General features: G+C 49.0%; 26 protein-coding genes. 23 read left to right on the plus strand and 3 right to left on the minus strand.

All coding sequences use genetic code 11. The features are described from left to right. Positions 1–278 precede the first annotated feature (278 nt). Complete coding sequence (gene paaZ, locus Xenpb_RS10030) at positions 279–2,351, minus strand: phenylacetic acid degradation bifunctional protein PaaZ (protein WP_187654190.1); 2,073 nt, start codon at positions 2,349–2,351, stop codon at positions 279–281. Positions 2,352–2,681: 330 nt separating this feature from the next. Here paaZ and paaA point away from each other — a divergent pair, with 330 nt between their 5' ends. The 11 genes from paaA (at position 2,682) to paaK (ending at position 12,807) form a co-directional block, all read left to right on the plus strand. After that, positions 2,682–3,623, plus strand: coding sequence for a 1,2-phenylacetyl-CoA epoxidase subunit PaaA (gene paaA / locus Xenpb_RS10035; protein ID WP_187654191.1), 942 nt, complete (start codon positions 2,682–2,684; stop codon positions 3,621–3,623). A gap of 38 nt (positions 3,624–3,661) precedes the next feature. After that, positions 3,662–3,949 carry a 1,2-phenylacetyl-CoA epoxidase subunit PaaB gene (gene paaB / locus Xenpb_RS10040; protein WP_187654192.1) on the plus strand — a complete coding sequence of 96 codons (288 nt, stop codon included), beginning with the start codon at positions 3,662–3,664 and terminating at the stop codon, positions 3,947–3,949. An 11-nt stretch (positions 3,950–3,960) separates the two neighbouring features. Further along, the gene (gene paaC, locus Xenpb_RS10045) at positions 3,961–4,737 is read left to right on the plus strand and encodes a 1,2-phenylacetyl-CoA epoxidase subunit PaaC (RefSeq protein WP_187654193.1); all 777 of its coding nucleotides are present in this window, start codon (positions 3,961–3,963) and stop codon (positions 4,735–4,737) included. A 29-nt stretch (positions 4,738–4,766) separates the two neighbouring features. Then, complete coding sequence (paaD, locus tag Xenpb_RS10050) at positions 4,767–5,294, plus strand: 1,2-phenylacetyl-CoA epoxidase subunit PaaD (protein WP_187654263.1); 528 nt, start codon at positions 4,767–4,769, stop codon at positions 5,292–5,294. Positions 5,295–5,314: 20 nt separating this feature from the next. After that, positions 5,315–6,427: a 1,2-phenylacetyl-CoA epoxidase subunit PaaE gene (gene paaE / locus Xenpb_RS10055; protein WP_187654194.1), complete on the plus strand. Its 1,113-nt coding sequence runs from the start codon at positions 5,315–5,317 to the stop codon at positions 6,425–6,427. A 43-nt stretch (positions 6,428–6,470) separates the two neighbouring features. Continuing rightward, positions 6,471–7,244, plus strand: coding sequence for a 2,3-dehydroadipyl-CoA hydratase PaaF (paaF, locus tag Xenpb_RS10060; RefSeq protein ID WP_187654195.1), 774 nt, complete (start codon positions 6,471–6,473; stop codon positions 7,242–7,244). A gap of 3 nt (positions 7,245–7,247) precedes the next feature. Continuing rightward, the gene (gene paaG / locus Xenpb_RS10065) at positions 7,248–8,045 is read left to right on the plus strand and encodes a 2-(1,2-epoxy-1,2-dihydrophenyl)acetyl-CoA isomerase PaaG (RefSeq protein WP_187654196.1); all 798 of its coding nucleotides are present in this window, start codon (positions 7,248–7,250) and stop codon (positions 8,043–8,045) included. A 2-nt stretch (positions 8,046–8,047) separates the two neighbouring features. Next, positions 8,048–9,661, plus strand: coding sequence for a 3-hydroxyacyl-CoA dehydrogenase (locus tag Xenpb_RS10070; protein ID WP_187654197.1), 1,614 nt, complete (start codon positions 8,048–8,050; stop codon positions 9,659–9,661). Next, on the plus strand, positions 9,651–10,145 hold the full coding sequence (gene paaI / locus Xenpb_RS10075; RefSeq protein WP_187654198.1) for a hydroxyphenylacetyl-CoA thioesterase PaaI: 495 nt from the start codon (positions 9,651–9,653) through the stop codon (positions 10,143–10,145). The genes Xenpb_RS10070 and paaI overlap by 11 nt, the downstream gene beginning before the upstream one ends. Further along, positions 10,142–11,356, plus strand: coding sequence for a 3-oxoadipyl-CoA thiolase (gene pcaF, locus Xenpb_RS10080; RefSeq protein WP_187654199.1), 1,215 nt, complete (start codon positions 10,142–10,144; stop codon positions 11,354–11,356). The genes paaI and pcaF overlap by 4 nt, the downstream gene beginning before the upstream one ends. A 119-nt stretch (positions 11,357–11,475) precedes the next feature. Beyond that, positions 11,476–12,807 (plus strand): phenylacetate--CoA ligase PaaK, encoded by a 1,332-nt coding sequence (paaK, locus tag Xenpb_RS10085; RefSeq protein ID WP_187654200.1) that lies wholly within the window; start codon positions 11,476–11,478, stop codon positions 12,805–12,807. Positions 12,808–12,911: 104 nt separating this feature from the next. On the opposite strand, the gene Xenpb_RS10090 is transcribed toward paaK, so the two are convergent. Then, positions 12,912–13,187, minus strand: coding sequence for a type II toxin-antitoxin system YafQ family toxin (locus Xenpb_RS10090; protein ID WP_187654201.1), 276 nt, complete (start codon positions 13,185–13,187; stop codon positions 12,912–12,914). A gap of 6 nt (positions 13,188–13,193) precedes the next feature. Further along, the gene (locus tag Xenpb_RS10095; protein ID WP_187654202.1) at positions 13,194–13,454 is read right to left on the minus strand and encodes a type II toxin-antitoxin system RelB/DinJ family antitoxin; all 261 of its coding nucleotides are present in this window, start codon (positions 13,452–13,454) and stop codon (positions 13,194–13,196) included. Between the two features lie 223 nt (positions 13,455–13,677). On the opposite strand from Xenpb_RS10095, the gene paaX reads away from it, so the two are divergent. The 12 genes from paaX (at position 13,678) to Xenpb_RS10155 (ending at position 23,434) form a co-directional block, all read left to right on the plus strand. Next, a complete protein-coding gene (paaX, locus tag Xenpb_RS10100) occupies positions 13,678–14,601 on the plus strand; it encodes a phenylacetic acid degradation operon negative regulatory protein PaaX (protein ID WP_187654203.1) in 924 nt (307 codons plus the stop codon). 312 nt (positions 14,602–14,913) lie between these two features. Beyond that, positions 14,914–15,456: a dihydrofolate reductase family protein gene (locus tag Xenpb_RS10105; protein ID WP_187654204.1), complete on the plus strand. Its 543-nt coding sequence runs from the start codon at positions 14,914–14,916 to the stop codon at positions 15,454–15,456. A gap of 21 nt (positions 15,457–15,477) precedes the next feature. Next, positions 15,478–17,424 carry a BglG family transcription antiterminator gene (locus Xenpb_RS10110; RefSeq protein WP_187654205.1) on the plus strand — a complete coding sequence of 649 codons (1,947 nt, stop codon included), beginning with the start codon at positions 15,478–15,480 and terminating at the stop codon, positions 17,422–17,424. 79 nt (positions 17,425–17,503) lie between these two features. Beyond that, entirely contained in the window at positions 17,504–17,773 is a 270-nt protein-coding gene (locus tag Xenpb_RS10115; protein ID WP_187654206.1) for a type II toxin-antitoxin system ParD family antitoxin, read from the plus strand. Beyond that, entirely contained in the window at positions 17,770–18,087 is a 318-nt protein-coding gene (locus tag Xenpb_RS10120; protein WP_187654207.1) for a type II toxin-antitoxin system RelE/ParE family toxin, read from the plus strand. Before Xenpb_RS10115 ends, Xenpb_RS10120 begins: the two co-directional genes overlap by 4 nt. 447 nt (positions 18,088–18,534) lie before the next feature. Further along, positions 18,535–18,873, plus strand: coding sequence for a transcriptional antiterminator (locus tag Xenpb_RS10125; RefSeq protein ID WP_187654208.1), 339 nt, complete (start codon positions 18,535–18,537; stop codon positions 18,871–18,873). Positions 18,874–18,892: 19 nt separating this feature from the next. Next, the gene (locus Xenpb_RS10130) at positions 18,893–19,312 is read left to right on the plus strand and encodes an SFCGS family glycine-rich protein (protein ID WP_187654209.1); all 420 of its coding nucleotides are present in this window, start codon (positions 18,893–18,895) and stop codon (positions 19,310–19,312) included. Next, a complete protein-coding gene (locus Xenpb_RS10135) occupies positions 19,309–19,656 on the plus strand; it encodes a DUF4312 family protein (protein ID WP_187654210.1) in 348 nt (115 codons plus the stop codon). Before Xenpb_RS10130 ends, Xenpb_RS10135 begins: the two co-directional genes overlap by 4 nt. Positions 19,657–19,671: 15 nt before the next feature. Beyond that, positions 19,672–20,463, plus strand: a complete 792-nt coding sequence (locus tag Xenpb_RS10140; RefSeq protein ID WP_187654211.1) for a DUF4311 domain-containing protein — start codon at positions 19,672–19,674, stop codon at positions 20,461–20,463. A 2-nt stretch (positions 20,464–20,465) separates the two neighbouring features. Further along, positions 20,466–21,116, plus strand: coding sequence for a DUF4310 family protein (locus Xenpb_RS10145; RefSeq protein WP_187654212.1), 651 nt, complete (start codon positions 20,466–20,468; stop codon positions 21,114–21,116). 19 nt (positions 21,117–21,135) lie between these two features. Beyond that, a complete protein-coding gene (locus Xenpb_RS10150) occupies positions 21,136–22,335 on the plus strand; it encodes an amidohydrolase/deacetylase family metallohydrolase (protein ID WP_187654213.1) in 1,200 nt (399 codons plus the stop codon). Next, the gene (locus Xenpb_RS10155) at positions 22,319–23,434 is read left to right on the plus strand and encodes a DgaE family pyridoxal phosphate-dependent ammonia lyase (protein WP_187654214.1); all 1,116 of its coding nucleotides are present in this window, start codon (positions 22,319–22,321) and stop codon (positions 23,432–23,434) included. Before Xenpb_RS10150 ends, Xenpb_RS10155 begins: the two co-directional genes overlap by 17 nt. Positions 23,435–23,499 lie beyond the last annotated feature (65 nt).

The following is a 23,499-nucleotide window of genomic DNA, read 5'->3' on the forward strand; positions in this document are numbered from 1 at the left end:
TAAAAAAACATTAATACCGTCAATATATACGATGGTTTTAAAAAAAATCAAACATTAACCACCGCTAAACCAAATTTTGGTGAATTATATAAGAACAAGGAATATATTTCCGTTATTATATCCCTGCCGTTTATTGGTTCCGTTACGTGATTTTATTTTTGAGTGGCGACCTAAATCGCCATTTTTATTTGGTGCGCCGAGCGTAGCGCTGCGAGGCGCTATCTGTTAGGGGGCCAGCCATTCCCTTGGCTTCATAAATCTCCGATTCCCTTACCGTTCTATGCTGACGCCACAAAATCGCCTTGTTGCCGCTCCACCAGCGTCAGAATGCTATAAAGCGCTACAGGTTGTTGTTCCTGATTCAGTACCTGAACATCCCACATCACAACACCTTGTGGTGTATCTTCTGGCGTTTTCTGGACTTTTTTAATCTTTTTCTTGCAAGTCAGACGTACCTGAATGGTATCGCCAATCTTAACCGGTTCAATGAAGCGCAGGTTTTCCATACCATAGTTAGCAAGTACAGGCCCGACAGCAGCGTCAACAAACAAGCCCGCAGCAGCCGATACGACAAAATAGCCATGCGCCACGCGTTCACCAAATAAGGATTCTGCCGCGCCAATTTTATCCATATGCGCATAAAAATGATCCCCGCTCAGGCAAGCAAAATTAACGATATCCGCTTCCGTCACCGTCCTGCGCGCGGTCAGTAAACTTTCACCAATTTCAAGCTGTTCGAAATACCTGCGGAATGGGTGTATCAGCTCTTCCTTCACTTTTGCGCCACGAACCCATTCACGACCAATCGCAGCCAGCATACTTGGGCTAGCCTGAATTGCCGTGCGCTGCATGTAATGTTTTACGGCACGCAGCCCGCCCAGCTCCTCACCGCCGCCTGCACGTCCCGGCCCGCCATGTACCAGCATGGGTAGTGGAGAACCGTGTCCTGTGGATTCCGCAGAAGCGGCTTCATCCAGCACTAACATACGGCCATGAGCACACGCTGTCGCACGAATCACCTGTACGGCAATCTGCTCATCTGCCGTCACCAACGAACCGACCAAACTGCCATCTCCCATCATCGCCAGTTCGATCGCCTGTTCGGTATCCTTATAAGCCATCAACGTGGAAACTGGCCCGAAGGCTTCCGTACTGTGTACGACCTGATTTGCCATTGGATCAGCGCAATAGAGCAAAGTTGGTGGATAGAAGGCCCCGTTGCTGTTGCTATTGCCCGTCAGTACCAATTTATCCAGTGAACCCCCACACAAAAGCTCACACCCGCTATTGTGCAATTCGTTGACTTTCGCCTGTACCTCATCACGCTGCTCCAGATTAATCAACGCTCCCATGCGTACTTCCGGCAAAGCGGGATCGCCGACCGTCACACCAGACAACCGTTTGAGCAATGCTTGTTTGACGTCTTCCATTTGACCAACAGGCACAATAATACGCCGAATTGCCGTACATTTCTGACCCGCCTTGACGGTCATTTCACGGACAACTTCCTTGATAAATACGCCAAATTCCGGCATATCAGGTGTGACATCTTCTCCCAGAATACAGCAGTTGAGAGAGTCCGCTTCCATCGTAAAGGGAATGGATTTTTCTATCAGCCGGGGATGGGTACGCAGTTTCTGCCCTGTTTGTGCCGAGCCGGTAAATGTGACGGCATCCTGATAATCGAGATGATCAAACAGATCACCAATGCCACCGCAGATCAACTGCAATGCGCCTTCCGGCACCAGACCACTGTCGGTGATCATTTTCACCATCGCCTGTGTTAATTGGGCAGAAGCCGTAGCAGGTTTGATAATTGCCGACATTCCCGCCATCCACGTTGGGGCCAATTTTTCCAGCATACCCCAACAAGGAAAGTTAAACGCGTTGATATGCAGTGCTACACCGGGGCGGGAAGTCAGTACGTGGCGGGCCACAAACTGAGATTGTTTAGACAACGGTATCATCTCATCTTCCGGCCACAGCGTATCATCCGGTAATTCACGTCCTGCCAATCCTGCATAAGAGAAAAGCGTCGCCACACCGCCTTCAATATCAACCCAGCTATCTGAACGGGTCGCCCCTGTCTGCGTAGAAATGGCATACAGTGCCTCTTTGTTGGCAAGCAGATGCTTTGCAACTGCTTTCATCATCTGCGCCCGTTGCTGGAATGTCATCGCAGCCAGCGCCTTTCCCCCTTTTTCACGGGCATACTCTAAACTTTTTGCGAGTGGCAAACCCTCTGAAGATACCTGATACAAGGCTTCGCCGCTGATTGCATGATGAATGGTTCTCGTGTTGCCCTGCCCATAAACCCAAGCGCCACAAATGTAACTCGTCAATTGTTGCATTTTTTTCTCCATCAATCTCATTAATGAATCAATCATTAAGTAACAGCATGCTAGTTATGTATCATATATTTCATTAACAAGGCCACCTGCAAAATTAACAAAATAAAAACATTTGTGTCCGGTCACTTGTTAATATTCTTATCATCATCAAACATTAAAAATTAACTATTTGTTTTATAATAGATTTAAATTCATATTGTGATGTGTGCGACAAATATACAACTCAAGCATTTGATATTTTTGTTATCGGTTTGTAGATTTATGGTTACTTAAAAATGATTCGTTTTTATGCTCAATATAAAAAAATAAGAATCATAATGGAGTCCAAAAATGACAACTGACCCACTTCAGGCGCACTTTGACGCCAAGATCGCCGCGGATCTCTCCATTGAGGCCAAAGATTGGATGCCTGAAGCCTATCGCCAGAATCTGATACGCCAGATTGGTCAACACGCACACTCGGAAGTGGTCGGTATGTTACCGGAAGCCAATTGGATCACCCGCGCCCCGACATTACGCCGCAAAGCCATCCTGCTAGCTAAAGTACAGGATGAGGCAGGACATGGGCTTTATCTCTATAGCGCGGCTGAAACACTGGGTTGTTCCCGTCAGGATCTCTACCAGAAACTGCTGGATGGCAAGATGAAGTACTCTTCCATCTTTAACTATCCCACCCTGAGCTGGGCAGATATTGGCGTGATTGGCTGGCTGGTGGATGGTGCAGCAATTGTTAATCAGGTCGCCTTGTGCCGGGCCTCTTACGGTCCCTATGCCCGCGCGATGGTGAAGATCTGCAAGGAAGAAAGTTTCCACCAGCGGCAAGGTTATGAAGCCGTCATGGCGCTGGCAAATGGCAACGAAGCCCAACGCGCAATGTTACAAGATGCCATTAACCGTTTCTGGTGGCCGACATTAATGATGTTTGGCCCGAACGACAGTGATTCTCCCAATAGCACCCAGAGCATGGCGTGGAAAATCAAGCGATTCAGCAATGATGAACTACGGCAAAAATTCATCGACAACACCGTTCCCCAGTTAGAAGCACTGGGCATGACAGCTCCCGATCCCGAATTGATCTGGGATGAAGCAACCGGACATTACCGTTTTGGCGAAATCAACTGGGATGAATTCTATCAAGTGCTGAAAGGACAAGGCATCTGCAATCACGAGCGTCTGGAGGCCAAACGCCGGGCTTGGGAAAACGGAAGTTGGGTACGTGAGGCAGCATGTGTTCATGCCAAGAAAACAGCCGCCAAAAAAAGTGCTGCCTAATCCGCGTCATCTGAACAGAACCGAAGGGAGTGAATCTAATGAACAATAACGAGTGGCCACTGTATGAGGTCTTTGTCCGCAGTAAACAGGGATTGGCTCACCGCCATGTTGGCAGCCTCCATGCGGCAGATGATCAAATGGCACTGGAAAACGCACGTGATGCCTACACGCGCCGCAATGAAGGCTGCTCCATCTGGGTCGTGAAATCCATCCATCTGGTGGCCTCACAACCGGAAGAGCGCGGGGCGTTTTTCTCCCCCTCGGAAGACAAGATTTACCGTCATCCGACTTTCTACACCATTCCTGATGGCATCAAGAATATGTAGGGAACGGAAATATGAATACACATAACGTTTCATCACCCCAACATGATCTGTTTCATTATGTGCTGCGCCAGGGAGATACGCCGCTGATTCTGGCACAGCGCCTGTGCGAATGGTGCGGACATGCGCCAGAACTGGAAATTGACCTCGCTCTGGCGAATATCGGCCTTGACCTGCTTGGGCAATCACGCCATTTCCTCAGCTATGCAGCCACCCTTTCAGGAACGGGGCTTGATGAAGACCATCTGGCGTTTGGTCGTGATGAGCGCGAGTTCCTTAATCTACTGTTGGTGGAACAGCCAAACGGCGGCTTTAATGACACATTGGTGCGCCAATTTTTCATCGATGCCTATCACGTTCTCCTGCATCAGGCACTGAGCCAAAGCCGTGATCCCCAATTGGCCGCCATCAGTACCAAGTCGTTGAAGGAAGTGGAATATCACTTGCGATTCAGCCGGGGCTGGATGATTCGCCTGGGGGATAGCACAGAGCTGAGCCACAGAAAAATTCAGCAATCCATCAATCAACTATGGCGCTTTACCGGTGAACTATTCTATTGCGACGAAACAGAGCAGCGGCTGGTGTTGAACGGCATTGCCGTTGATCCCCGCACACTGCGTGAGCCGTGGCTGCAAATCGTCAAAGAAACATTCGCGGAAGCGACATTAGACATACCGCCAGAACAGCCTTACCGACAAGGCGGGAAACAAGGGCTGCATACGGAAAATTTGGGGTACATGCTGGCAGAAATGCAATATCTGCAACGTACTTACCCCAACTGCATCTGGTAACAAAAAACGGCTAGTCATGGGAGGAAATGATGGAACAGCAATACGACACACTCTTTCGTGCAAGCGTACAGCCGCCGGAAATCCATCAAATCTGGCAATGTCTGCACCAAATTGCCGATCCAGAACTCCCCGTGCTCTCCATTACGGATCTTGGCATGATTCGGGCAGTCACGCCTATGCAAGACATGCAAAACGGCTGGCGAGTGACATTCACCCCAACGTATTCCGGTTGCCCCGCGACGGAGTACTTGCTCAATGCCATTCAGGAAACACTGACACAAGCAGGCTTTGCGCCAGTGGATATTGAAGTGAGCCTGGCTCCCGCATGGACAACCGACTGGATGAATGCAGATGCCAAACAGCGTTTACGTGAATTCGGCATTGCCCCGCCCCAAGGATTGGCCTGTGAAAAATCGGCAGATGTGGAACCGATCATCTGCCCGCGCTGCGGTAGCCATACAACAGAAAAAATCAGTGAATTTGGCTCTACCGCCTGCAAAGCGCTTTATCGCTGTCAGCAGTGTCTGGAGCCGTTTGATTATTTCAAGTGTATCTAAATTCAATAAGGGAGCAGAAGATGGCGACTTTTCACTCAGCACGGTCACATTCCTTACGATCATATAGCTTTCACCGCTTAAGCATCGCTGCCATTGAACGGGAAACACCGGATGCCGTGACCGTCACATTGCACGTTCCCGATGAACTAAAGGACCGTTTCTGCTATCAACCCGGCCAACATCTGACACTCAAGGCTCAGGTAAACGGTGAAGAGCTGCGTCGTTGTTACTCCATCTGTAGTTCACCACTGGATGATGTTTTACAAATCGGCGTCAAGGCCGTTTATCAGGGGCGTTTTTCGACTTTCATCAATCAACAATTAAAAGTCGGGGATGAGCTGGAGGTTATGCTGCCACAAGGCACCTTCGGGCATTGTCCCGATACAAACCAGCAAGGGCATTATCTGGCGATTGCTGCCGGTTCAGGTATCACGCCCATTTTATCAATTATCAAAAGTACGTTGGCACAGGAATCGGACAGCACCTTTACGCTGATTTATGGCAACCGAACCAGCCGTTCAGTGATGTTCAAAGAGGCGTTGGCTGATATTAAAAATCGCTATCTGGATCGTTTCCAGGTGCTGTATCTGTTCAGTCAGGAAGCCACCGACAGCCCGCTGTTTAACGGGCGCATTGACACCGATCACTTACAGCGCATCGGTAAAACCTTGCTCAACTTCGCCCAGTTTGATCAGGCTTTTCTCTGCGGGCCAGAAGCGATGCTGGATGATGCCCACTCAGCATTAGAACAGGCAGGCATTCCCGCCCAATGTATCCATAGTGAACGTTTCAATACCGGGCAAATGCAAAAAGCGGCGATGGGTTCGCGTCCCGCCAATCTTGCTGAGCGCAGCGAAACCCATGTCGAAATTCATCTGGATGGCCGCACTCTTAACATAACAATAAACGCAGAGGATGACAGTATTCTTGATGCTGCCCTTCGTCAGGGCGCTGATTTACCCTATGCCTGCAAAGGGGGCGTGTGCGCCACCTGCAAATGTCGGCTTAAATCCGGTGAAGTAGACATGGCAGTAAACTACAGCCTCGAACCGGATCAATTGGCGGCCGGTTATATCTTAAGTTGCCAGTCATGGCCGAAAGGCGATGGCGTGATTGTCGATTTTGACATCTGAACGCCTGCATACATAAAAAATCAGGAATGAGGAGCGACCGATCATGAATCATGAATGGATTTTATGTCACCAACAACAAAGGGTACGCACGCTGACTCTCAACCGGCCGGAAGTGCGTAATGCCCTGAGCAATGACTGTCTGGAACAACTCGTGCAGCAATTAGAACTGGCGGATTCAGATAGCGGAACGGGAGCCATTGTCATTACAGGTTCATCGCGCTGTTTCGCGGCCGGTGCCGATTTGAAAGAACTGCAACAACAAACCGTTGCTTCAGCCATGACAGATCACCGCCCGCAGCTCTGGCAGCGCTTGAACAGCATTAGCAAACCGATGATTGCGGCCGTAAACGGTTATGCCCTTGGCGCTGGCTGCGAACTGGCATTGGCCTGTGATTTGGTGATTTGTGGAGAAAATGCGCGCTTCGGTCTGCCAGAAATCACCTTGGGGCTGATGCCGGGAGCAGGGGGGACGCAGCGGCTCATCCGCAGCGTTGGCAAGGCACTGGCTTACCAGATGATATTAACGGGTGAATCTATCGATGCCTACCGCGCACGGGAGTCGGGTCTGGTCGGCGAAGTTTGTCCTGACCTTACGACGCTGGAACGTGCAGAGCAAATTGCACAACGCATCAGTGAGTTTTCGCCGCTGGCATTGCGGGCCGCCAAAGCCGCTCTCAAAACCGCACAAGAAACAAGCCTGTCACAAGGGCTGATTTCAGAGCGCCAGCAGTTTGTCGCTCTGGCAGGTACAACCGATCGTCAGGAAGGCATCGCCGCCTTTCTGGAAAAACGTAAACCAACATTCAAAGGGTTCTGATCGATGGAAAACATATCAATGGTACTCACTGATATTAAAGCTGGTGTCCTTAGCATTACACTCAACCGTCCAGAATGCCTCAATAGCTTTAACGAGGAACTTCATCAGCAATTAAGCAAAGCGATGGATATCGCTGAACAGGATGAATCCATACGCTGTGTTCTGCTCACCGGAGCCGGACGCGGCTTCTGTTCCGGGCAAGATTTAAATGATCGGAACTCGATTATCTCTGACGGCGGCACGCCCGATCTGGGTCGGTCTGTTGAGCGTTACTACAATCCACTGATCCGGCGTATGACGGCGTTGCCCAAACCCATTATCGCGGCCGTCAATGGAGTAGCAGCCGGGGCGGGTGTTTCCCTTGCATTAGCTTGTGACATTGTGATCGCTTCCCGCACAGCCAGCTTCATTCAGGCTTTCTGCCGCATTGGCCTGACACCGGATTCTGGTGGCAGTTGGTTCCTGCCCCATAAGATTGGGCAGGCCCGTGCAATGGGAATGGCATTATTGGGAGAGAAGATCAGCGCTGAACAAGCTCTGGCATGGGGCATGATCTGGCAAGTCGTCGAACCAGAAGAGTTGGCCCAGAAAACGCAGGCGATGGCTGAACATCTGGCAACCCAACCCACCGTCGCGCTTGGCTGCATCAAACAAGCCACCTATGCCGCAGCCGGCAATACACTGGAACAGCACCTTGACCTCGAACGCGATTTACAACGTCAATGCGGGCACAGCGAAGACTTTCGTGAAGGCGTCAGTGCGTTCATTGAAAAACGCCAACCGGTATTCAAGGGGAAATAATCATGACCACGCCTCTACTTAACGGCCCCATCGCCGTCATTGGGGCGGGAACCATGGGCATCGGCATTGCTCAGGTCGCAGCTCAGGCAGGACATGCCGTCCTGCTGTTTGATGCAAATAGTGAAGCGGCAGGTCATGCACTGGATAACCTCCGCGCTCACCTGCATCAACGCGTGGAAGCCGGCAAAGCAGAGGCTGGCACAACAGAAACCTTGTTACAACGCATCACTCAAGTGAATTCGTTACAAGCACTGGCGCCCTGTACGCTGGTGATTGAAGCCATTGTCGAGCAATTGGAAGCCAAACAGCATTTATTCCAACAACTGGAAGCTATCTGTTCAGCACAAACCCTATTTGCCAGTAACACCTCGTCATTGCCGATTACCGCCATTGCCCGTGTTCTGTCTGCGCCACAGCGTATGGCAGGACTACATTTTTTCAATCCTGCCCCCTTGATGAAGCTGGTGGAAATCGTACAGGGTCTGGAAACTTCCCCTCAAACTGTGGCAACCCTCAAGGATCTCGTCATCCATTGGAAAAAGCAGCCTGTAATCTGCCGTTCTACGCCGGGTTTTATTGTCAATCGCATCGCACGCCCTTTCTATGCAGAAGCCCTGCGCGCACTGGAAGAACAGGTTGCGGCTCCCGCCACACTGGATGCAGTGATTAAAGAATCAGGTGGTTTCGCGATGGGGCCGCTACAACTGATGGATTTGATTGGTCATGACATTAATTACGCCGTGACTGAATCCCTGTTCCACGCTTTCCACGGTGACTCCCGGTTCCAACCTTCGCTACAACAAAAAGAGCTGGTGGATGCCGATCATCTGGGGCGTAAGCGCGGTCGCGGTTTTTATTCTTATGAGGTGAAAGGAAATAACGGAAAAAAAGAGAGTCAGCCACTGCCCAAAATAGAGCCGAAACAACCCAGTAAACAAAAACCGCCAGTGCGGCTCAAAGCAACAGGAAACTGGGCTGTTTTACCCCATTTTGCTGCCCTGCTACAACAACCTAAACTACAGCAATATGGAATCCTCTTCGAAGAAAGCAAAAACGACCGATTCCATTCTCCTACGTTACAGGTTGATGACATTATCCTGGCGCTGACCAAAGGGAGAACCTGCTCGCAAATTGCTGACGAAGTCAGAGTACCGGTGATGCAGTTTGATCTTTCTGCTAATCACCAATCGGCTTCCATCATTACCCTCAGCACCGCCTGTCAGAATACTCCCCAACAAACAGCAAAAGTGATCGGCTTTCTGCAATCAATCGGTAAGCAAGTGATCCTCCTGCCGGATTATCCCGGCCTGCTGACAATGCGTACCGTCGCCATGCTGTGCAACGAAGCGCTGGATGCCATCAACAAAGGTATTGCCAGCGCCGAAGATATCGATCTGGCAATGCGCTATGGCGTCAATTATCCGATTGGCCCACTGGCATGGGGAGAGCAATTGGGCTGGAAACATATTCTCAGTACGCTGGAAAACTTACAGAAATTCTATGGAGAGCCTCGTTACCGCCCTGCCCCCCTGCTGCGCCAGTTAGCAGCGGGACATACCCAACTCACTCGCCAAGAAGCTGAAAACCACAAGAAAGGGGATGTCCATGCAAAATAATGCCGCAAGCCAACAGGCGCGCCACCACGTTGAATCCATGTACGCTCAGGATGCCTGCGCCCAAAATATGGGAATGCACATTGAGCACATTGATGTCGGGTTCGCCCGGCTCAGCATGAAAATCATCCCTAGCATGCTCAACGGCCACCAAAGTTGTCACGGAGGCATTCTGTTCAGTCTGGCAGATACCGCTTTCGCCTACGCCTGCAACAGTGAAGGGCTGGCAGCAGTGGCCTCCAGTGGCAGCATTGATTTTATCCGTCCGGTATTGGTTGATGATCAACTCACGGCCACCGCCTCCGTGCAGCATCAAGGTAAAACGACCGGCCTGTATGATGTGGAAATTACCAATCAGGCAGGCAACGTCGTGGCACTTTTCCGCGGACGCGCCCATCGCGTCGGTCGTTATGTTTCAGGCCATTCTCTTAACAACGATCCTCTTAACAACAACACTCAGAAAAACCGTCAGGGGGAACAATCATGACTTATGCGTTTATCTGTGATGGTGTCCGTACTCCCATCGGACGTTATGGCGGTGCGCTATCCAGCCTGCGGGCGGATGATCTGGCGGCCCTGCCGCTACAGGCATTGATGGCCCGTTATCCTGCGCTGAACCGGGAGCAAATTGATGATGTGATCCTCGGCTGCGCCAATCAGGCAGGAGAAGATAACCGCAACGTCGCACGTATGGCAGCACTGTTGGCAGGCTTGCCAAGTTCCGTCTCTGGCACGACAGTCAATCGGCTGTGTGGCTCCGGCTTAGATGCGCTGGCTTTTGCTGCCCGCAGTATCAAAGCCAATGAAGCCCAATTGATGCTGGCTGGTGGCGTAGAATCGATGAGTCGGGCGCCTTTCGTGATGGGCAAAGCAGACAGCGCATTCAGCCGTCAGGCTGAGATTTTTGATACCACCCTTGGCTGGCGTTTTATCAATCCGCTGATGCAGCAAAAACTTGGCACCGACTCCATGCCTGAAACGGCAGAAAACGTCGCAGCCCAATGTCAAATCAGCCGTGACGATCAAGATGCCTTCGCCCTGCGCAGCCAACAGCGCGCAGCCAAAGCACAACAAGCCGGTATTCTGGCTGAGGAAATCATCTCCGTCACACTGCCCTCAATTTACAAAAAAGGCACCACGACGGTTGTCTCACAAGATGAACACCCTCGACCGGAGACAACATTAGAACAACTGCAACGGCTCAAAGCCCCGTTCCGTACCGGCGGTACAGTCACTGCGGGTAACGCTTCTGGTCTCAATGATGGCGCAGCCGCCCTCATTATCGCCTCAGAAACCGCCGCATTACGCCACGGGCTGACACCACGGGCGCGTATCGTCGCAACGGCAACCTGTGGCGTTGAACCGCGCATCATGGGGATCGGGCCAGTGCCTGCCACCCGCAAAGTACTGGCACTTGCTGGCCTGAGTTTGAATCAAATAGAGGTGATTGAGCTGAACGAAGCCTTTGCTGCACAGTCACTGGCCGTAATGCGCCAACTGGGGTTACCGGATGACGCCGAACACGTAAACCCGAATGGCGGTGCGATTGCACTTGGTCATCCGCTGGGCATGAGCGGTGCCCGCCTCGCTCTGACAGCGACCCTTGAACTGGAACGGCGTGCTGGTCGTTATGCCCTGTGCACCATGTGCATTGGCGTAGGACAAGGCATCGCCATGATTATTGAACGTATTTCATAGCAACAACTCAGAGCCGGCTGAAATAGGCTCTTAATTCCTGACGATCTGACTTAATCAATACCTGCGCATAACGACAAAAACAACCTGTTACAAACAAGCCAACAAAAGGACAGGCAACGATGAGCAATAACGAACAACACCTAAAAAAGTCTCAAGAGCAAGGTTTGGACCCGATGGAGTTTGCTTCACGAGATGAAATTCAGGCATGGCAATTTCAACAGATAAAATGGACGCTCAATCATGCCTACAATAACGTTCCCATGTATCGCCACAAATTTGATACCGCGGGTGTCCATCCGCGTGATTTCAAAAAACTTGATGACATCGCCAAATTTCCCTACACCACCAAACAAGATCTGCGGGAACATTACCCTTTTGGTGCCTTTGCCGTCCCTATGGAGGAGATTGTACGTATTCATGCCTCATCAGGTACGACAGGCCGCCCGACCGTGGTGGGTTATACCCAGCGGGATATCGATAATTGGTCAAACCTCATCGCCCGCAGCCTGCGTTTTGCAGGAGCGAGCGCCAAAGACAAAGTTCACGTCGCTTACGGATACGGCTTGTTCACGGGAGGATTAGGGGCACACTACGGCGCTGAACGATTGGGGGCAACCGTGATCCCGATGTCCGGCGGCAATACCGAAAAACAAGCACAACTGATTCTGGATTTCAAACCTGACATCCTCATGATGACGCCATCCTACTGCCTGACGTTGCTGGATGAGCTGGAAAAAAGAATGGATGGAGATGCCAGCAAATGCTCCTTACGTGTCGGTATCTTCGGCGCAGAACCGTGGACGGCAGCCCTGCGCACTGAAATTGAAACGCGCATGGGCATTAAAGCATTGGACATCTACGGCCTGTCCGAAGTCATGGGGCCGGGCGTTGCGATGGAATCACTGGAATACGCCGATGGCTCCACGATTTGGGAAGATCATTTCTATCCAGAAGTGATCGATCCGGAGGATTTGAATATCCTGCCAGAGGGTGAAACAGGCGAGTTGATTCTCACCACCCTGACCAGAGAAGCCATGCCGGTTATCCGTTACCGCACACGCGATCTGACACGCTTATTACCCGGCACGGCACGCAATATGCGCCGCATGGACAGGATCACCGGACGTTCCGATGACATGCTGATTATCCGCGGAATTAACGTCTTTCCCTCACAGATAGAAGAACAGATTATCCGCTTTAAAGAACTGTCGCCGCACTACCAATTAGAAGTCAACCGCAGAGGTAACCATGACTGTCTGTCAGTCAAAGTCGAACTGAAAGAGCCTGATCTGTTAAACCATGAACAATGTTGTACGCTCTGCAACCAACTTCGCCATCACATTAAATCAATGGTAGGGCTGAACACCGATGTCAGCATCGTTAATTGTGGCGTCATCCCACGCTCAGAAGGAAAAGCAGTACGGGTGATCGACAAGCGTCCACATGAATAACCTTTTGCCACCGTGAATCAAGTGATACAAAACCGCGGTGGCTTTAGTCTCTCTCATTGTCAGCGTGAATTTACTGAAAATAAGTGGGACTGTAGTCCCACTATTTAGAACAGATCAGAGTGAGTTCCTGTTCGTTCGAATCTAATCAGGTCATCAGTGATTTTGTAGATCAGAATCCAGTCAGGCTCTATGTGAGCATCCCTATAGCCCTTGTAATTCCCTTGTAGCCGATGATCTTTATATACTTCTGGTAGGGGAAACTCATCATTAATCAAAAGCTTCATAAGTTCTTTCAATTTACCCATATCTTTATGGCGCTTCTGAGCTTTTTTCACATCTCTTTGAAACTGACCGGAATATTCAATCTTCCGTTGCTTCATTGTTTATCAGATACCTAGTTGATTAAATAAGTCATCAGCATCTTTAGTTTTATGGACATCAATCCCTTTCTCACTGTTGGCAATGGTTTTAGCTGTCAGCTCATTAGGGATGCACATCTCGAACGGAAGAGCCTTTTCTTTGGCCACTTTGGTCAGAGTAATACGTATCAGATCAGAAACAGTTAACCCCATACCAGCAAGCACTTCTGTAACCTCATTTTTTAGCGTTTCATTTATACGAGCGCGAACAACAGCGTTTTCGGCCATGTTAAATCCCCTATATTGGTTAATAATCAACAATATTGTAGCCCAAGTGAGCCACTCGCTCAAACTACGGATGTATTTTTAATCAAAATAAGTTAATTGCAATGAATGATTAGGGGTAGATGAAATTAATGAATACTGTCAACAAAGCTACAACCTGAAAGACGACAGGTATATACAGTTATGTTAATGTTATGACACACTTTTGCGCAGAACACGGAAGAATATGACACATAAACTCGACGACTTTATTCGGCATGCGCTTGATGCCCAACCTATCAGCGGAACGTCTCTGATCATCTCGCTGTATGGCGATGCTCTCAGCCACCGTGGTGGTGAAGTCTGGCTTGGCAGCTTGAGTCTCCTGCTGGAGCCGATGGGGTTCAGTGACCGTTTCGTGCGGACATCCGTGTTCCGCCTGCAAAAAGAGGGGTGGCTTACGGTAGAAAAACTGGGGCGACGCAGTTATTACCGCATCACCGAGCGTGGCATGAATCAATTTCGCCATGCAGAAAGCAAAATCTATCTCAGCGGACAGCCGGAATGGGATGGCAAATGGGATCTGCTGTTGCTGGAAGGTACAACCAAAGAAGAACGAACCCGCCTGAAAAAAGAGTTAAGCTGGCTTGGATTCGGCCAACTTAACAGTACGCTGATGGCTGCGCCAAGCAGTGCCCAAAGTGATATTCCCGCACTTCTGCATGAACTCAACGCCAGTGATTCCGTTATCTATTTTCGTGCCGATTACCCTTATCCACGTTCAGAACAGAGTCTGAAAGAGCAGGTAGCGGTAAGTTGGTCACTGGAACAGGTATCGCAACACTATCACGAATTTATCGTCTCCTTCCGCCCCTTGATGGCACTACTGCGGGACTGCCATCAAGACGATCTGACGCCAGAGCGCTGCTTTCAGTTACGCCTGCTGCTGATCCACTTTTACCGCCGTGTCGTACTGCGTGATCCCCTGCTGCCGGATGCTCTGCTGCCCACGCAATGGGAAGGACAAATAGCCCGCCACTTATGTATCAATATCTATCAGCGCATTAACCTTGCTGCGACGCGTTACGTCAGCGAACGCTGCGAAACTACCATTGGTCAATTGCCTCAACCCGCTGCGGCGTATTATCGACGTTTTGGTGAATCGCCATAAATATCAGGAACGGGTAGCACGCGGTAAATGTTGTCTTACTGCTGGAAATCCAGTGGTGGGACCATGGTCCCACACGTTTGAGTTATTCATCTTGCCCTTGGCCTTCCTTATATTATGATTTAACTAAATTTCCCCTATTTATCACCAAATGATTTTTGTTGCATTTTTGATCAAAATCGCTCAAAAAGACTAATCGCTTTTTTACTCGCTTGATAAAATATTTAGTTTATTTATCGCTACTATTTATCCGGTCAGGCATCACAATTTCCTCTGATTTATAAGTGCCGGTACGTATAAAAATAAGGAAAAGCCATGTCAAAACTCGTCTATTATGTCGCCGCCTCAATGGATGGATATATTGCTACGGAAGACCATGAATTAGATTGGTTATACGCTTGTTCGCCGGGTGATGATGCCACACCTTATGATGGTTTTTATCAAGATATCGGCGCAGCCATTATGGGATCAGCAACCTATGAATGGATTTTGAAAAATACCTCAGGAGAATGGCCTTATAAAAATATTCCTTCTTTTATCCTCTCCTCAAGAAATTTAACTATTCCTGCTGGCATTAATGCCGTTGTCACTCAAGACAGTCCCAAAAATATTGCCACCAGCGCAAGAAATGCCGCCAAAGGCAAAGATGTTTGGATAATCGGAGGAGGCAAAACCGCCGCCAGTTTTGCTGATGCCGGAGAGTTACAGCAACTGTTTATTACCACAGTTCCGGTGTTTTTAGGCTCAGGTATCCCCATTCTGCCTGTCAGTCAAACGATCCATGTCACGCCTGATAAACAGCGATTCTTGAAAAGTGGCGCGTTTGAAACCGTCATGGATATCAAATTGAACAACTAACCGTGAATTCAGGGTATTACCGTGGCTCTGTTTTCCTATCCGCGCCTTGCCCATCTCTTTGAGGTGATTCAGGCAGAACAATTGCCACAAAATGAGTTGGCAAAACGCCTTAGTGTTTCCAGCCGAACCATCCGCACGGATATCAACGAATTGAATGACATTCTGCGCCGTTACGGGGCGCAGATCTTGTATAAACGCGGGAACGGTTATGCACTGCGTGTTGATGATCAAACGTTATTTGCTTCTCTGCCAAAACAGCAGCAAGTGATTCAGGCGATCCCAAGAACCGCTCGTGATCGTGTCGAAACGCTGCTACTGAAACTGTTGCTGGCATCAGAACCCATCAAACTGGATGATATCGCCGAAGGATGGTGTATCAGCCGCGGTACGTTACAGCAGGATATGAGTACAGTGCGTGAAATGCTCGGCAAATATCCGCTGCAACTGGAAAGCATTCCCCGCGTGGGAAATAAATTAAATGGCGATGAGCGTTTTATTCGCGCCTGCCTGACGGATACATTATTACACCGATTTTTACGGCATACGGAACTGCCGCTTAGCCAATTTAAGATGGATATTTTGGCGTCTATCGACCTGCCTTATATTGAAGAAATTTTGCAAAGCAGCCTCAGCCGGTTTGATATCCAGCTAACCCATGAAGGCAAACAATATCTGATATTCAACTGTACCGCTTCCCTGCTCCGCATTCGCGATCATCACGCCATAAGGCAGAATGAAATAGAACAGAATGAAATCTCTCCATTAGATAGCGCCATCCAAAATGCAATTAAGGAAATCTCAACTGCGTTTGCCGTTTTTTTAGATGAAAAGATATCTCCCGCAGAAGCCCATTATCTCGGCAGGCAAATCGCCGCACAGCGTATACCTCAACATGACGATCCGGTTTGCAGTATCATCGAGAGCCAACGCTGGGCAGATGAGATCCTGCTCGATATCAATGAGTCCTATAACTATGATTTACGCCATGACCGCAGGCTGGTAAACGATCTGGCAGCCCATTTAAGTTTGTTAGTCAGCCGATTACGTCACCAAATCAGCACGAAAAATCCCCTGCTGGCAGAGATCAAACAGTATTATCCTTTCGCTTATGATGTCGCGGTCAGCGCACTGACTCGCATTGAAGATCAACTCCCTTGTTCCATCAATGAAGATGAACTGGGGTATCTGGCCGTACATATTGGCGTTGGGTTAGAACGGCATTACGGCACAGGCACTAACCGCCCTATTCCTGTTTTACTCGTCACCAATGCAGGTAACGCAACACAACGCATGATTGAAGCGCAGATTGTCCGGGAATTTCCGCAACTCAAACTACAGCGCATATTGCCATGCCATGAATACAACATATTGGCCTATGTGGAAGAGAATTTCGTCATTACTACTCTGCGTCTGACCGAAAAAAATAAACCTGTCATTAAGATATCTCCTTTTCCTACCCCCTACCAAATAGAGTTAATTGGGCGGCTTATGATGACCGATCAAACACGTTCTTACATTTTGGAACGTTTCTTCGACCGGCGTTACTTCATGGTGATTAAAGAAGAAATTACGCAGGAAGCTTTATTCAAAAAGGTCTGCCGAAAATTGCAGACAGAGGGATATGTTAAGGAGAATTTCTGTGCCTCATTACTTGAGCGAGAGACTATCCTTTCCACATTACTGGGTGAAAATATCGCCTTGCCACATGCGTTGGGGTTATTGGCTCTTAAAACAGTGGTCGTCACTATTCTCGCCCCCAATGGCATTGAATGGAACAAAGAAACTAAAGAGCGAGCCAATGTGATTTTCTTGCTCGCCATCAGCAAGGAAGACTATGAAGAAGCCATGTCCATTTACGACCTTTTTGTCACATTTATCAGGGAAAAAGCGACGAAAAGGCTGTTACGTAGCCGAAATTTCGATGAATTTCAGATGATCGCAAAAGACAGCCTCGGACGTATCATTTAAATTGCATTAATTGGGCTACAATGTTTATTGTGATAGGATTAAATCCTACTGAGTCCAAATCCAGTTTGAGGGCAATACCATGCGTACCACAAAACAAATGAGCATCACCCTGCCGAACGATATGGCTGAAATGGTGAAAGTTCGAGTCAGCAGCGGCGAATACGCGACTGAAAGCGAAGTCATCAGAGAAGGATTAAGAGCCTTACTAGCTCGTGATCGGGCGGTTGAAAACTGGCTCCATAATCAGGTCGGTTCAGCCTATGACGCTATGAAATCTGACCCATCGAGAGCTGTCAGTATTGATCAAGTCCGTGCCCATCTGGCAGAACGACACGGCCCTAAAAAATGATTTATACGGTCATCTTCTCACCCGAGGCAGAAATGCAGTTAGTCGAACTCTATGACTATATTGCAGAAAATGCCTCGCCAGATATCGCTGCCCGATACACCGAATCTATTTTGAATTACTGTGAAAGCCTTTCTACATTCCCACATCGCGGAACGCAGCGAGATGACGTTCGTCCGGGATTGAGAACCACCAATTATAGAAAACGCGTAATTATTGCGTTCGAAGTCGAATCAAAATTCGTGTCTATTCTCGGCATATTCGCTGGTGGACAGGATTACGAAACGCTATTACTTGGCGACGATAATGAACATTAGGAGTGGGATACAGCCCAATAAATTAAAACCTCGTTATTTTTAACGGGATTTTGCTTATCAATTCACTGAGCTTTATTAGTGTTGCACTTAATTAGGCAATTCCAAGAATAATAAATAAAAATAAATGTGTTTATAATTAATTTCTCTTCAATAATTCATTGACCTTATTTTCTTCCCTAAAAAACAAAGAGAAAAACTGACTATAATGTGACCGCATTCAAAGGATAAGAAAATCATTTTCTCCGCTTTTTACGCATTTTCTCACTGAAGAAACCAACCATTCTGCGCAATAGCCCCCTGTTTTTAATTAATTTCCACTTTGAAACGGAAATTAGCCTGCTCCCAAGCCAGAAATAAAATCGATAAGGTCATTGTCGGCAAACAAAATTTGTATTCATTTGTGGCAAAGCGACGATTTATCGTGCCCGATTTGACTGGGAAACTTTTATGAATCATCCCTTCATACATTCCAATATGGCGAAAGAAGCCTTTGAGCCAGAAACAATCCATCAGGAAGTATTGGCCCTGATAGAGAAATGGTTGGCAAATGAAGGTACATACACCACGCCCGTACAGCAACAAATGTTGGAATCCCACGTTAAAGCAATGGTGATGAGAGCGAAGACAGGGGAACCCTTGCCTGAAGTGGATCTCTCGCTATTTGATGAAATTTCACCCGAGTCTATCAAACTGGCCGCCCAAATCGTCGAAACACTGCCAAATCTGGCGATTGAAGAAGTTTATCTGCTATCAGTGCATTTTGAGATTGCACGCTCCAATCCTTGAATATTTGAGGGCAAACCCCATGAGCAAACAGGCAGCTACTGAAAAACACTCCACTGAAACACACGTCGTTAAAAAACAAGTCGTTGTCGTTATCGGTGATCGTTTAGGTAAGGGACAAAACGTTGCCATAGGGATTGAAGCCGCTGGCGGGAAAGCCATTGTCATTCCGGGCATGGCAGCAGATATGAAACTGGGCGATGTTATGCAGCGGGAACAAGCGGATCTCGGCATTTCGTTTTGTGGCAGTGGCGGTGCGGGTGCAATCACGGCACAGAACAAATATGGCTACTCAGTTCGCCACGGAATGCGTTCCATTGAAGAAGGGGAAACGGCGATCCGCGAAGGCTGTACTGTGCTTGGCTTTGGTTTTATGGACAAAGCCGAGTTAGGCGAGCGTCTGATTCATGCCTTTACCAAAAAGCTGAGCGAAGGATCATGAAAGCGTTGCTTGAAACCACTGTGCGTGTCAGTGGCTCCGGTGATTCCCGACAAAAAGCCATTGCCGATGCCCTGAATGCTGTGCAACGCACCGTATTACAAGGAAGCACGCATATTATTCTGCGCATCGAACCCAAGGATATCGCGATTATCAGCGCCACCCGCGAAGTGACGACAGAAAAGTTTCTGTTCTTTTTTCTGCCCCGTCAGCGTGAACATTATTCGGTGGTTTTGGATGTTACCGTTAATGTCACCTTGCTGGATGTACAGGCTATCCCTTTCAAGCAATCCATGTCAGCCAATCCGTATCACGCCACAGAAAAACACCATTCCGGCAAAACATGATGGGGAGAAAAAAAGATGGATGTTACCGCCTCTTTTATCGAAATACTGGGTATGTCGCTCATTATCGGTGGCCTGTGTGGCTTCGGCCTCGGAGCAGGAGCGGCACGCATGTTCCACGCGCCAACCGTTCAGGGCATGGGTGCCTTTCGCACGCTAGGTGAGCTGAATGCCTGCGAAGGCGATCCGGCTTCTCACTTCTCTTTTGGCCTCGGTTTCTTTTTTAACGCTTGGGCATCATCAGTCGCTGCCGGAGCATTCACGCAGGATGTGGATCATCGCATTATTCCCAATTGGGGTGCAGCAACGTTAATGATCAAAAACCGCAACGTGGCGGAAACGCTGCATAATCCGAAAAAAATGGCGATTGCCTGCGGCATTGTTGGGGCGCTACTGGTGGCATTCCTGAATACCACGGCCTCCGCGGTTCCCGTCGCCTTACAGACCACTGCCACCAACGTACTGGTTCCCGCTGCCAATCTACTGGTCAATACCGTGATGCCGGTATTGTTCTGGCTTGCCGCAATGGATGCAGGCCGGCGCGCCGGTTTCTGGGCCACACTCTTCGGCGGTTGTGCTCAACTGATCATGGGCAATGCCATTCCCGGCCTGGTATTGGGGATTTTGATCGGCAAAGGCGTCGATGACAACGGCTGGAATAAAATTACCCGTACCATGCTGATCGCCGTCATTTTGCTGTTCACCCTCAGCGGGTTCTTCCGTGAGTTCGATCTCAAACTCCTGCAATCTTTCATGCTGGATACGCCAGACTGGCTACACCATATCCATCAATTTCTGGGTGGGAAATAACCATGAATACTGAACTGAACAAGCATGATTTCTGGTACGCAGAATGGACATTCCCTCTGTTTGTCGGCCTGCTGTCAGCGGGGATTTTTGCCGGTACGCATATGTATGTGGTGTATGGATTTGGGGCATTTAATGAAGTCGCTTTCGTCGCAATGTTACGTTCCGGCATTGATACCGGTGCTTATGGAGCAGTAGCCGCATTTGGCGCCAGTTTTCTGTTTGCCCGTATCGTTGAAGGATCACTGGTTGGCATTCTGGATATCGGCGGTGCTCTGCAAACCGGTATTGGTTTAGGCATTCCCGCTCTGTTGCTGGCGGGAGGTTTTGATTTTCTCGTCACTAATTTCTGGGCTTCGCTGATCACTGGCATGTTACTGGGTGTTATCGTCGGTCTGGTGATCATCCTTGCCCGTAAGTTCACGGTTGCACAGGGAAATTCCACCTTTGGGGCAGATGTCATGATGGGGGCAGGTAACGCATCGGGAAGGTTCCTCGGCCCTCTCATTATTTTGGCCGCAATGGTTGCTTCCATTCCGATTGGCCTCGGTTCGCTGATCGGCGCCCTGCTGTTTTATCTGTGGAAAAAGCCCGTGGCAGGCGGTGCCATTTTGGGCGCAATGGTGTCCGGCTATTTTTTTCCTGTCGCAACATAATAATAAGGACAGGTATCTCATGAATGATTTAATTATTAAGCAAGGCAAACTCATTAACGGGGATTTGATTGATATTGTGATCAATGATGGCAAGATTACTGCTATTGGCCCCGCCGCCGCAGTCGGGTTGCCATCTATCAAGGAAATTGATCTGCATGGTCATTATTACGTCAGCGCAGGCTGGATTGATGCCCATACTCACTGCTACCCGCAATCTCCGCTTTACTATGATGATCCCGATTTGATTGGTGCGGCCTGTGGTGTCACAACCGTTGTCGATGCAGGCAGTACGGGAGCCGATGATATCGATGATTTTTATGCCGTGGCACGCAAGGCCAAAACCCACGTCTATGCTTTCTTAAATATCGCCCGCACCGGTATTTGCAGCCAAAACGAACTGGCTGACATCACCCAAATCGACAATACCCGCCTGCAAGATGCGGTCAGGCGTCACAAGGGATTTGTTATCGGATTGAAAGCCCGCATGAGTAAAAGCGTGGTTGGCAAAAATGGTTTCCAGCCTCTCATCAAAGCTAAAGCCATGCAGAAAGAGAATCGTCTGCCGCTAATGGTGCATATCGGCAATCCTCCCCCCAAACTGGAAGAAATTGCTGATCTGCTGACCAAAGGCGATATCATCACTCACTGCTTTAACGGCAAACCTAACCGTATCCTTGATGAAGCCGGTAACCTGAAACTCACCATTCAACGGGCACTTGCCAGAGGTGTTATTCTGGATGTCGGACATGGCACAGAAAGCCTTAGTTTTTCTATTGCCGAACAAGCCATTAAGTTCGGTGCCCACCCTCACATGATCAGTTCAGATATCTACCAAAGAAACCGCGTTGACGGGCCAGTCCACAGTCTCGCCACTGTGATGACAAAATTCCTCAACATGGGCTTGTCGCCTGAGTACATTTTGAACTGCGTGACAATCAATGCCGCGGATTTACTCCAACTTCCACGTAAAGGCCGGTTAGAACGTGGCTGTGACGGTGATGTCACAATTTTTGATCTGAAAAATCAACGCATTGAACTTGTCGATGCCGAGGGGCAAATCAGGATCGGCACACAACAATTTATCCCCATCGCAGCCATCATTGCGGGAGTTCACATTGTCGTAGCAGAGAATGCAGCAGCGAAAAACATGTCTGCGGAAGATATCCCCGTCAAAAATTCAGCTACGAAAAGGAGCGTCGTCAATGGCATCCCTCTATGAAAAATACCAATTGCGTCAGGTGATCAATGCTGCCGGACGTATGACAGCATTGGGTGTATCAACACCTGCCGAGCGGGTCATTGCGCAAGTTAGCACAGGACTGAAACACTATTTTGAGATGGATGATTTGGTGGATAAAACCGGCAATTACATCGCTCGATTACTGGGTGTGGAAGGTGCTGTTGCCGTTTCTTGCGCCTCGGCAGGGATTGCCCAATCCGTGGCTGCCGTCATTACTAAAGATGACAATGACCTGCTGCTTAACCTGCACTGTTCGGATAAATCGGTTCCACGTGAAATCATTTTGCCCAAAGGGCATAACGTGAATTTTGGCGCCCCCGTTGCAACCATGATTACATTGGGCGGCGGTAAAGTCATTGAAGCGGGCTTTGCCAATGAATGCAGCGCGACACAGATTGCCGATAAAATCACGCCACAAACCGCGGCTATTCTCTATATCAAATCACACCATGCCGTACAAAAAAGTATGCTGACGGTGGCAGACGCCGCCCGCATTGCACAAACACATAACTTGCCCCTGATTGTGGATGCCGCTGCTGAAGAGGATTTAACCCTTTATTATCGGCAAGGGGCAGATTTAGTGATCTACAGTGGAGCCAAAGCGATTGAAGGCCCCACCAGCGGATTAGTGATTGGCAAACAGGCTTATGTCGAATGGGTTAAACGGCAGCGTCACGGTATCGGGCGAGCCATGAAAATTGGTAAAGAAGGTATTCTCGGCCTTACCCTGGCTATTGAAAATCATCTCAATCAGACAAAAGAAACAGGCGCAGAGATGGTAACCAGGATGACACCGTTTATTGAGAAGCTGAATCGCATTACAGGTGTCTCCGCCAAAGTCGTTTGGGACAGTGCAGGTCGTGATATCGCTCGTACTGAGATCACGTTTAACGAACAACGCATCGGCAGAAATACATTCGAAATTTTAGCACAGCTCCGGCAAGGCAATATTGCGATCTATTTTCGGGAATATAAAGCTAATGAAGGCCGAATCGAAGTGGATATTCGCAGTGTGACGCCAATGCAACTGAGCACGATAGCAATGGAAATTAGACGGGTGGTGATGGGTAGAAAGTAGTTCCCGCTATCTCCTCTGATGCAAGCTATTTTGTATCAGGGCTATTTATATCAGGGCTATATTCT

The organism is Xenorhabdus sp. PB62.4 (assembly GCF_014467285.1).
In the GTDB taxonomy this organism is placed as follows: Bacteria; Pseudomonadota; Gammaproteobacteria; order Enterobacterales; family Enterobacteriaceae; genus Xenorhabdus.

Excerpts from the sequence above, each read along its gene's own strand:
- paaZ (WP_187654190.1), bottom strand. The coding sequence starts at position 2,351 with ATGCAACAATTGACGAGTTACATTTGTGGCGCTTGGGTTTATGGGCAG.
- paaA (WP_187654191.1), top strand. The coding sequence starts at position 2,682 with ATGACAACTGACCCACTTCAGGCGCACTTTGACGCCAAGATCGCCGCG.
- paaB (WP_187654192.1), top strand. The coding sequence starts at position 3,662 with ATGAACAATAACGAGTGGCCACTGTATGAGGTCTTTGTCCGCAGTAAA.
- paaC (WP_187654193.1), top strand. The coding sequence starts at position 3,961 with ATGAATACACATAACGTTTCATCACCCCAACATGATCTGTTTCATTAT.
- paaD (WP_187654263.1), top strand. The coding sequence starts at position 4,767 with ATGGAACAGCAATACGACACACTCTTTCGTGCAAGCGTACAGCCGCCG.
- paaE (WP_187654194.1), top strand. The coding sequence starts at position 5,315 with ATGGCGACTTTTCACTCAGCACGGTCACATTCCTTACGATCATATAGC.
- paaF (WP_187654195.1), top strand. The coding sequence starts at position 6,471 with ATGAATCATGAATGGATTTTATGTCACCAACAACAAAGGGTACGCACG.
- paaG (WP_187654196.1), top strand. The coding sequence starts at position 7,248 with ATGGAAAACATATCAATGGTACTCACTGATATTAAAGCTGGTGTCCTT.
- Xenpb_RS10070 (WP_187654197.1), top strand. The coding sequence starts at position 8,048 with ATGACCACGCCTCTACTTAACGGCCCCATCGCCGTCATTGGGGCGGGA.
- paaI (WP_187654198.1), top strand. The coding sequence starts at position 9,651 with ATGCAAAATAATGCCGCAAGCCAACAGGCGCGCCACCACGTTGAATCC.
- pcaF (WP_187654199.1), top strand. The coding sequence starts at position 10,142 with ATGACTTATGCGTTTATCTGTGATGGTGTCCGTACTCCCATCGGACGT.
- paaK (WP_187654200.1), top strand. The coding sequence starts at position 11,476 with ATGAGCAATAACGAACAACACCTAAAAAAGTCTCAAGAGCAAGGTTTG.
- Xenpb_RS10090 (WP_187654201.1), bottom strand. The coding sequence starts at position 13,187 with ATGAAGCAACGGAAGATTGAATATTCCGGTCAGTTTCAAAGAGATGTG.
- Xenpb_RS10095 (WP_187654202.1), bottom strand. The coding sequence starts at position 13,454 with ATGGCCGAAAACGCTGTTGTTCGCGCTCGTATAAATGAAACGCTAAAA.
- paaX (WP_187654203.1), top strand. The coding sequence starts at position 13,678 with ATGACACATAAACTCGACGACTTTATTCGGCATGCGCTTGATGCCCAA.
- Xenpb_RS10105 (WP_187654204.1), top strand. The coding sequence starts at position 14,914 with ATGTCAAAACTCGTCTATTATGTCGCCGCCTCAATGGATGGATATATT.
- Xenpb_RS10115 (WP_187654206.1), top strand. The coding sequence starts at position 17,504 with ATGCGTACCACAAAACAAATGAGCATCACCCTGCCGAACGATATGGCT.
- Xenpb_RS10120 (WP_187654207.1), top strand. The coding sequence starts at position 17,770 with ATGATTTATACGGTCATCTTCTCACCCGAGGCAGAAATGCAGTTAGTC.
- Xenpb_RS10125 (WP_187654208.1), top strand. The coding sequence starts at position 18,535 with ATGAATCATCCCTTCATACATTCCAATATGGCGAAAGAAGCCTTTGAG.
- Xenpb_RS10130 (WP_187654209.1), top strand. The coding sequence starts at position 18,893 with ATGAGCAAACAGGCAGCTACTGAAAAACACTCCACTGAAACACACGTC.
- Xenpb_RS10135 (WP_187654210.1), top strand. The coding sequence starts at position 19,309 with ATGAAAGCGTTGCTTGAAACCACTGTGCGTGTCAGTGGCTCCGGTGAT.
- Xenpb_RS10140 (WP_187654211.1), top strand. The coding sequence starts at position 19,672 with ATGGATGTTACCGCCTCTTTTATCGAAATACTGGGTATGTCGCTCATT.
- Xenpb_RS10145 (WP_187654212.1), top strand. The coding sequence starts at position 20,466 with ATGAATACTGAACTGAACAAGCATGATTTCTGGTACGCAGAATGGACA.
- Xenpb_RS10150 (WP_187654213.1), top strand. The coding sequence starts at position 21,136 with ATGAATGATTTAATTATTAAGCAAGGCAAACTCATTAACGGGGATTTG.
- Xenpb_RS10155 (WP_187654214.1), top strand. The coding sequence starts at position 22,319 with ATGGCATCCCTCTATGAAAAATACCAATTGCGTCAGGTGATCAATGCT.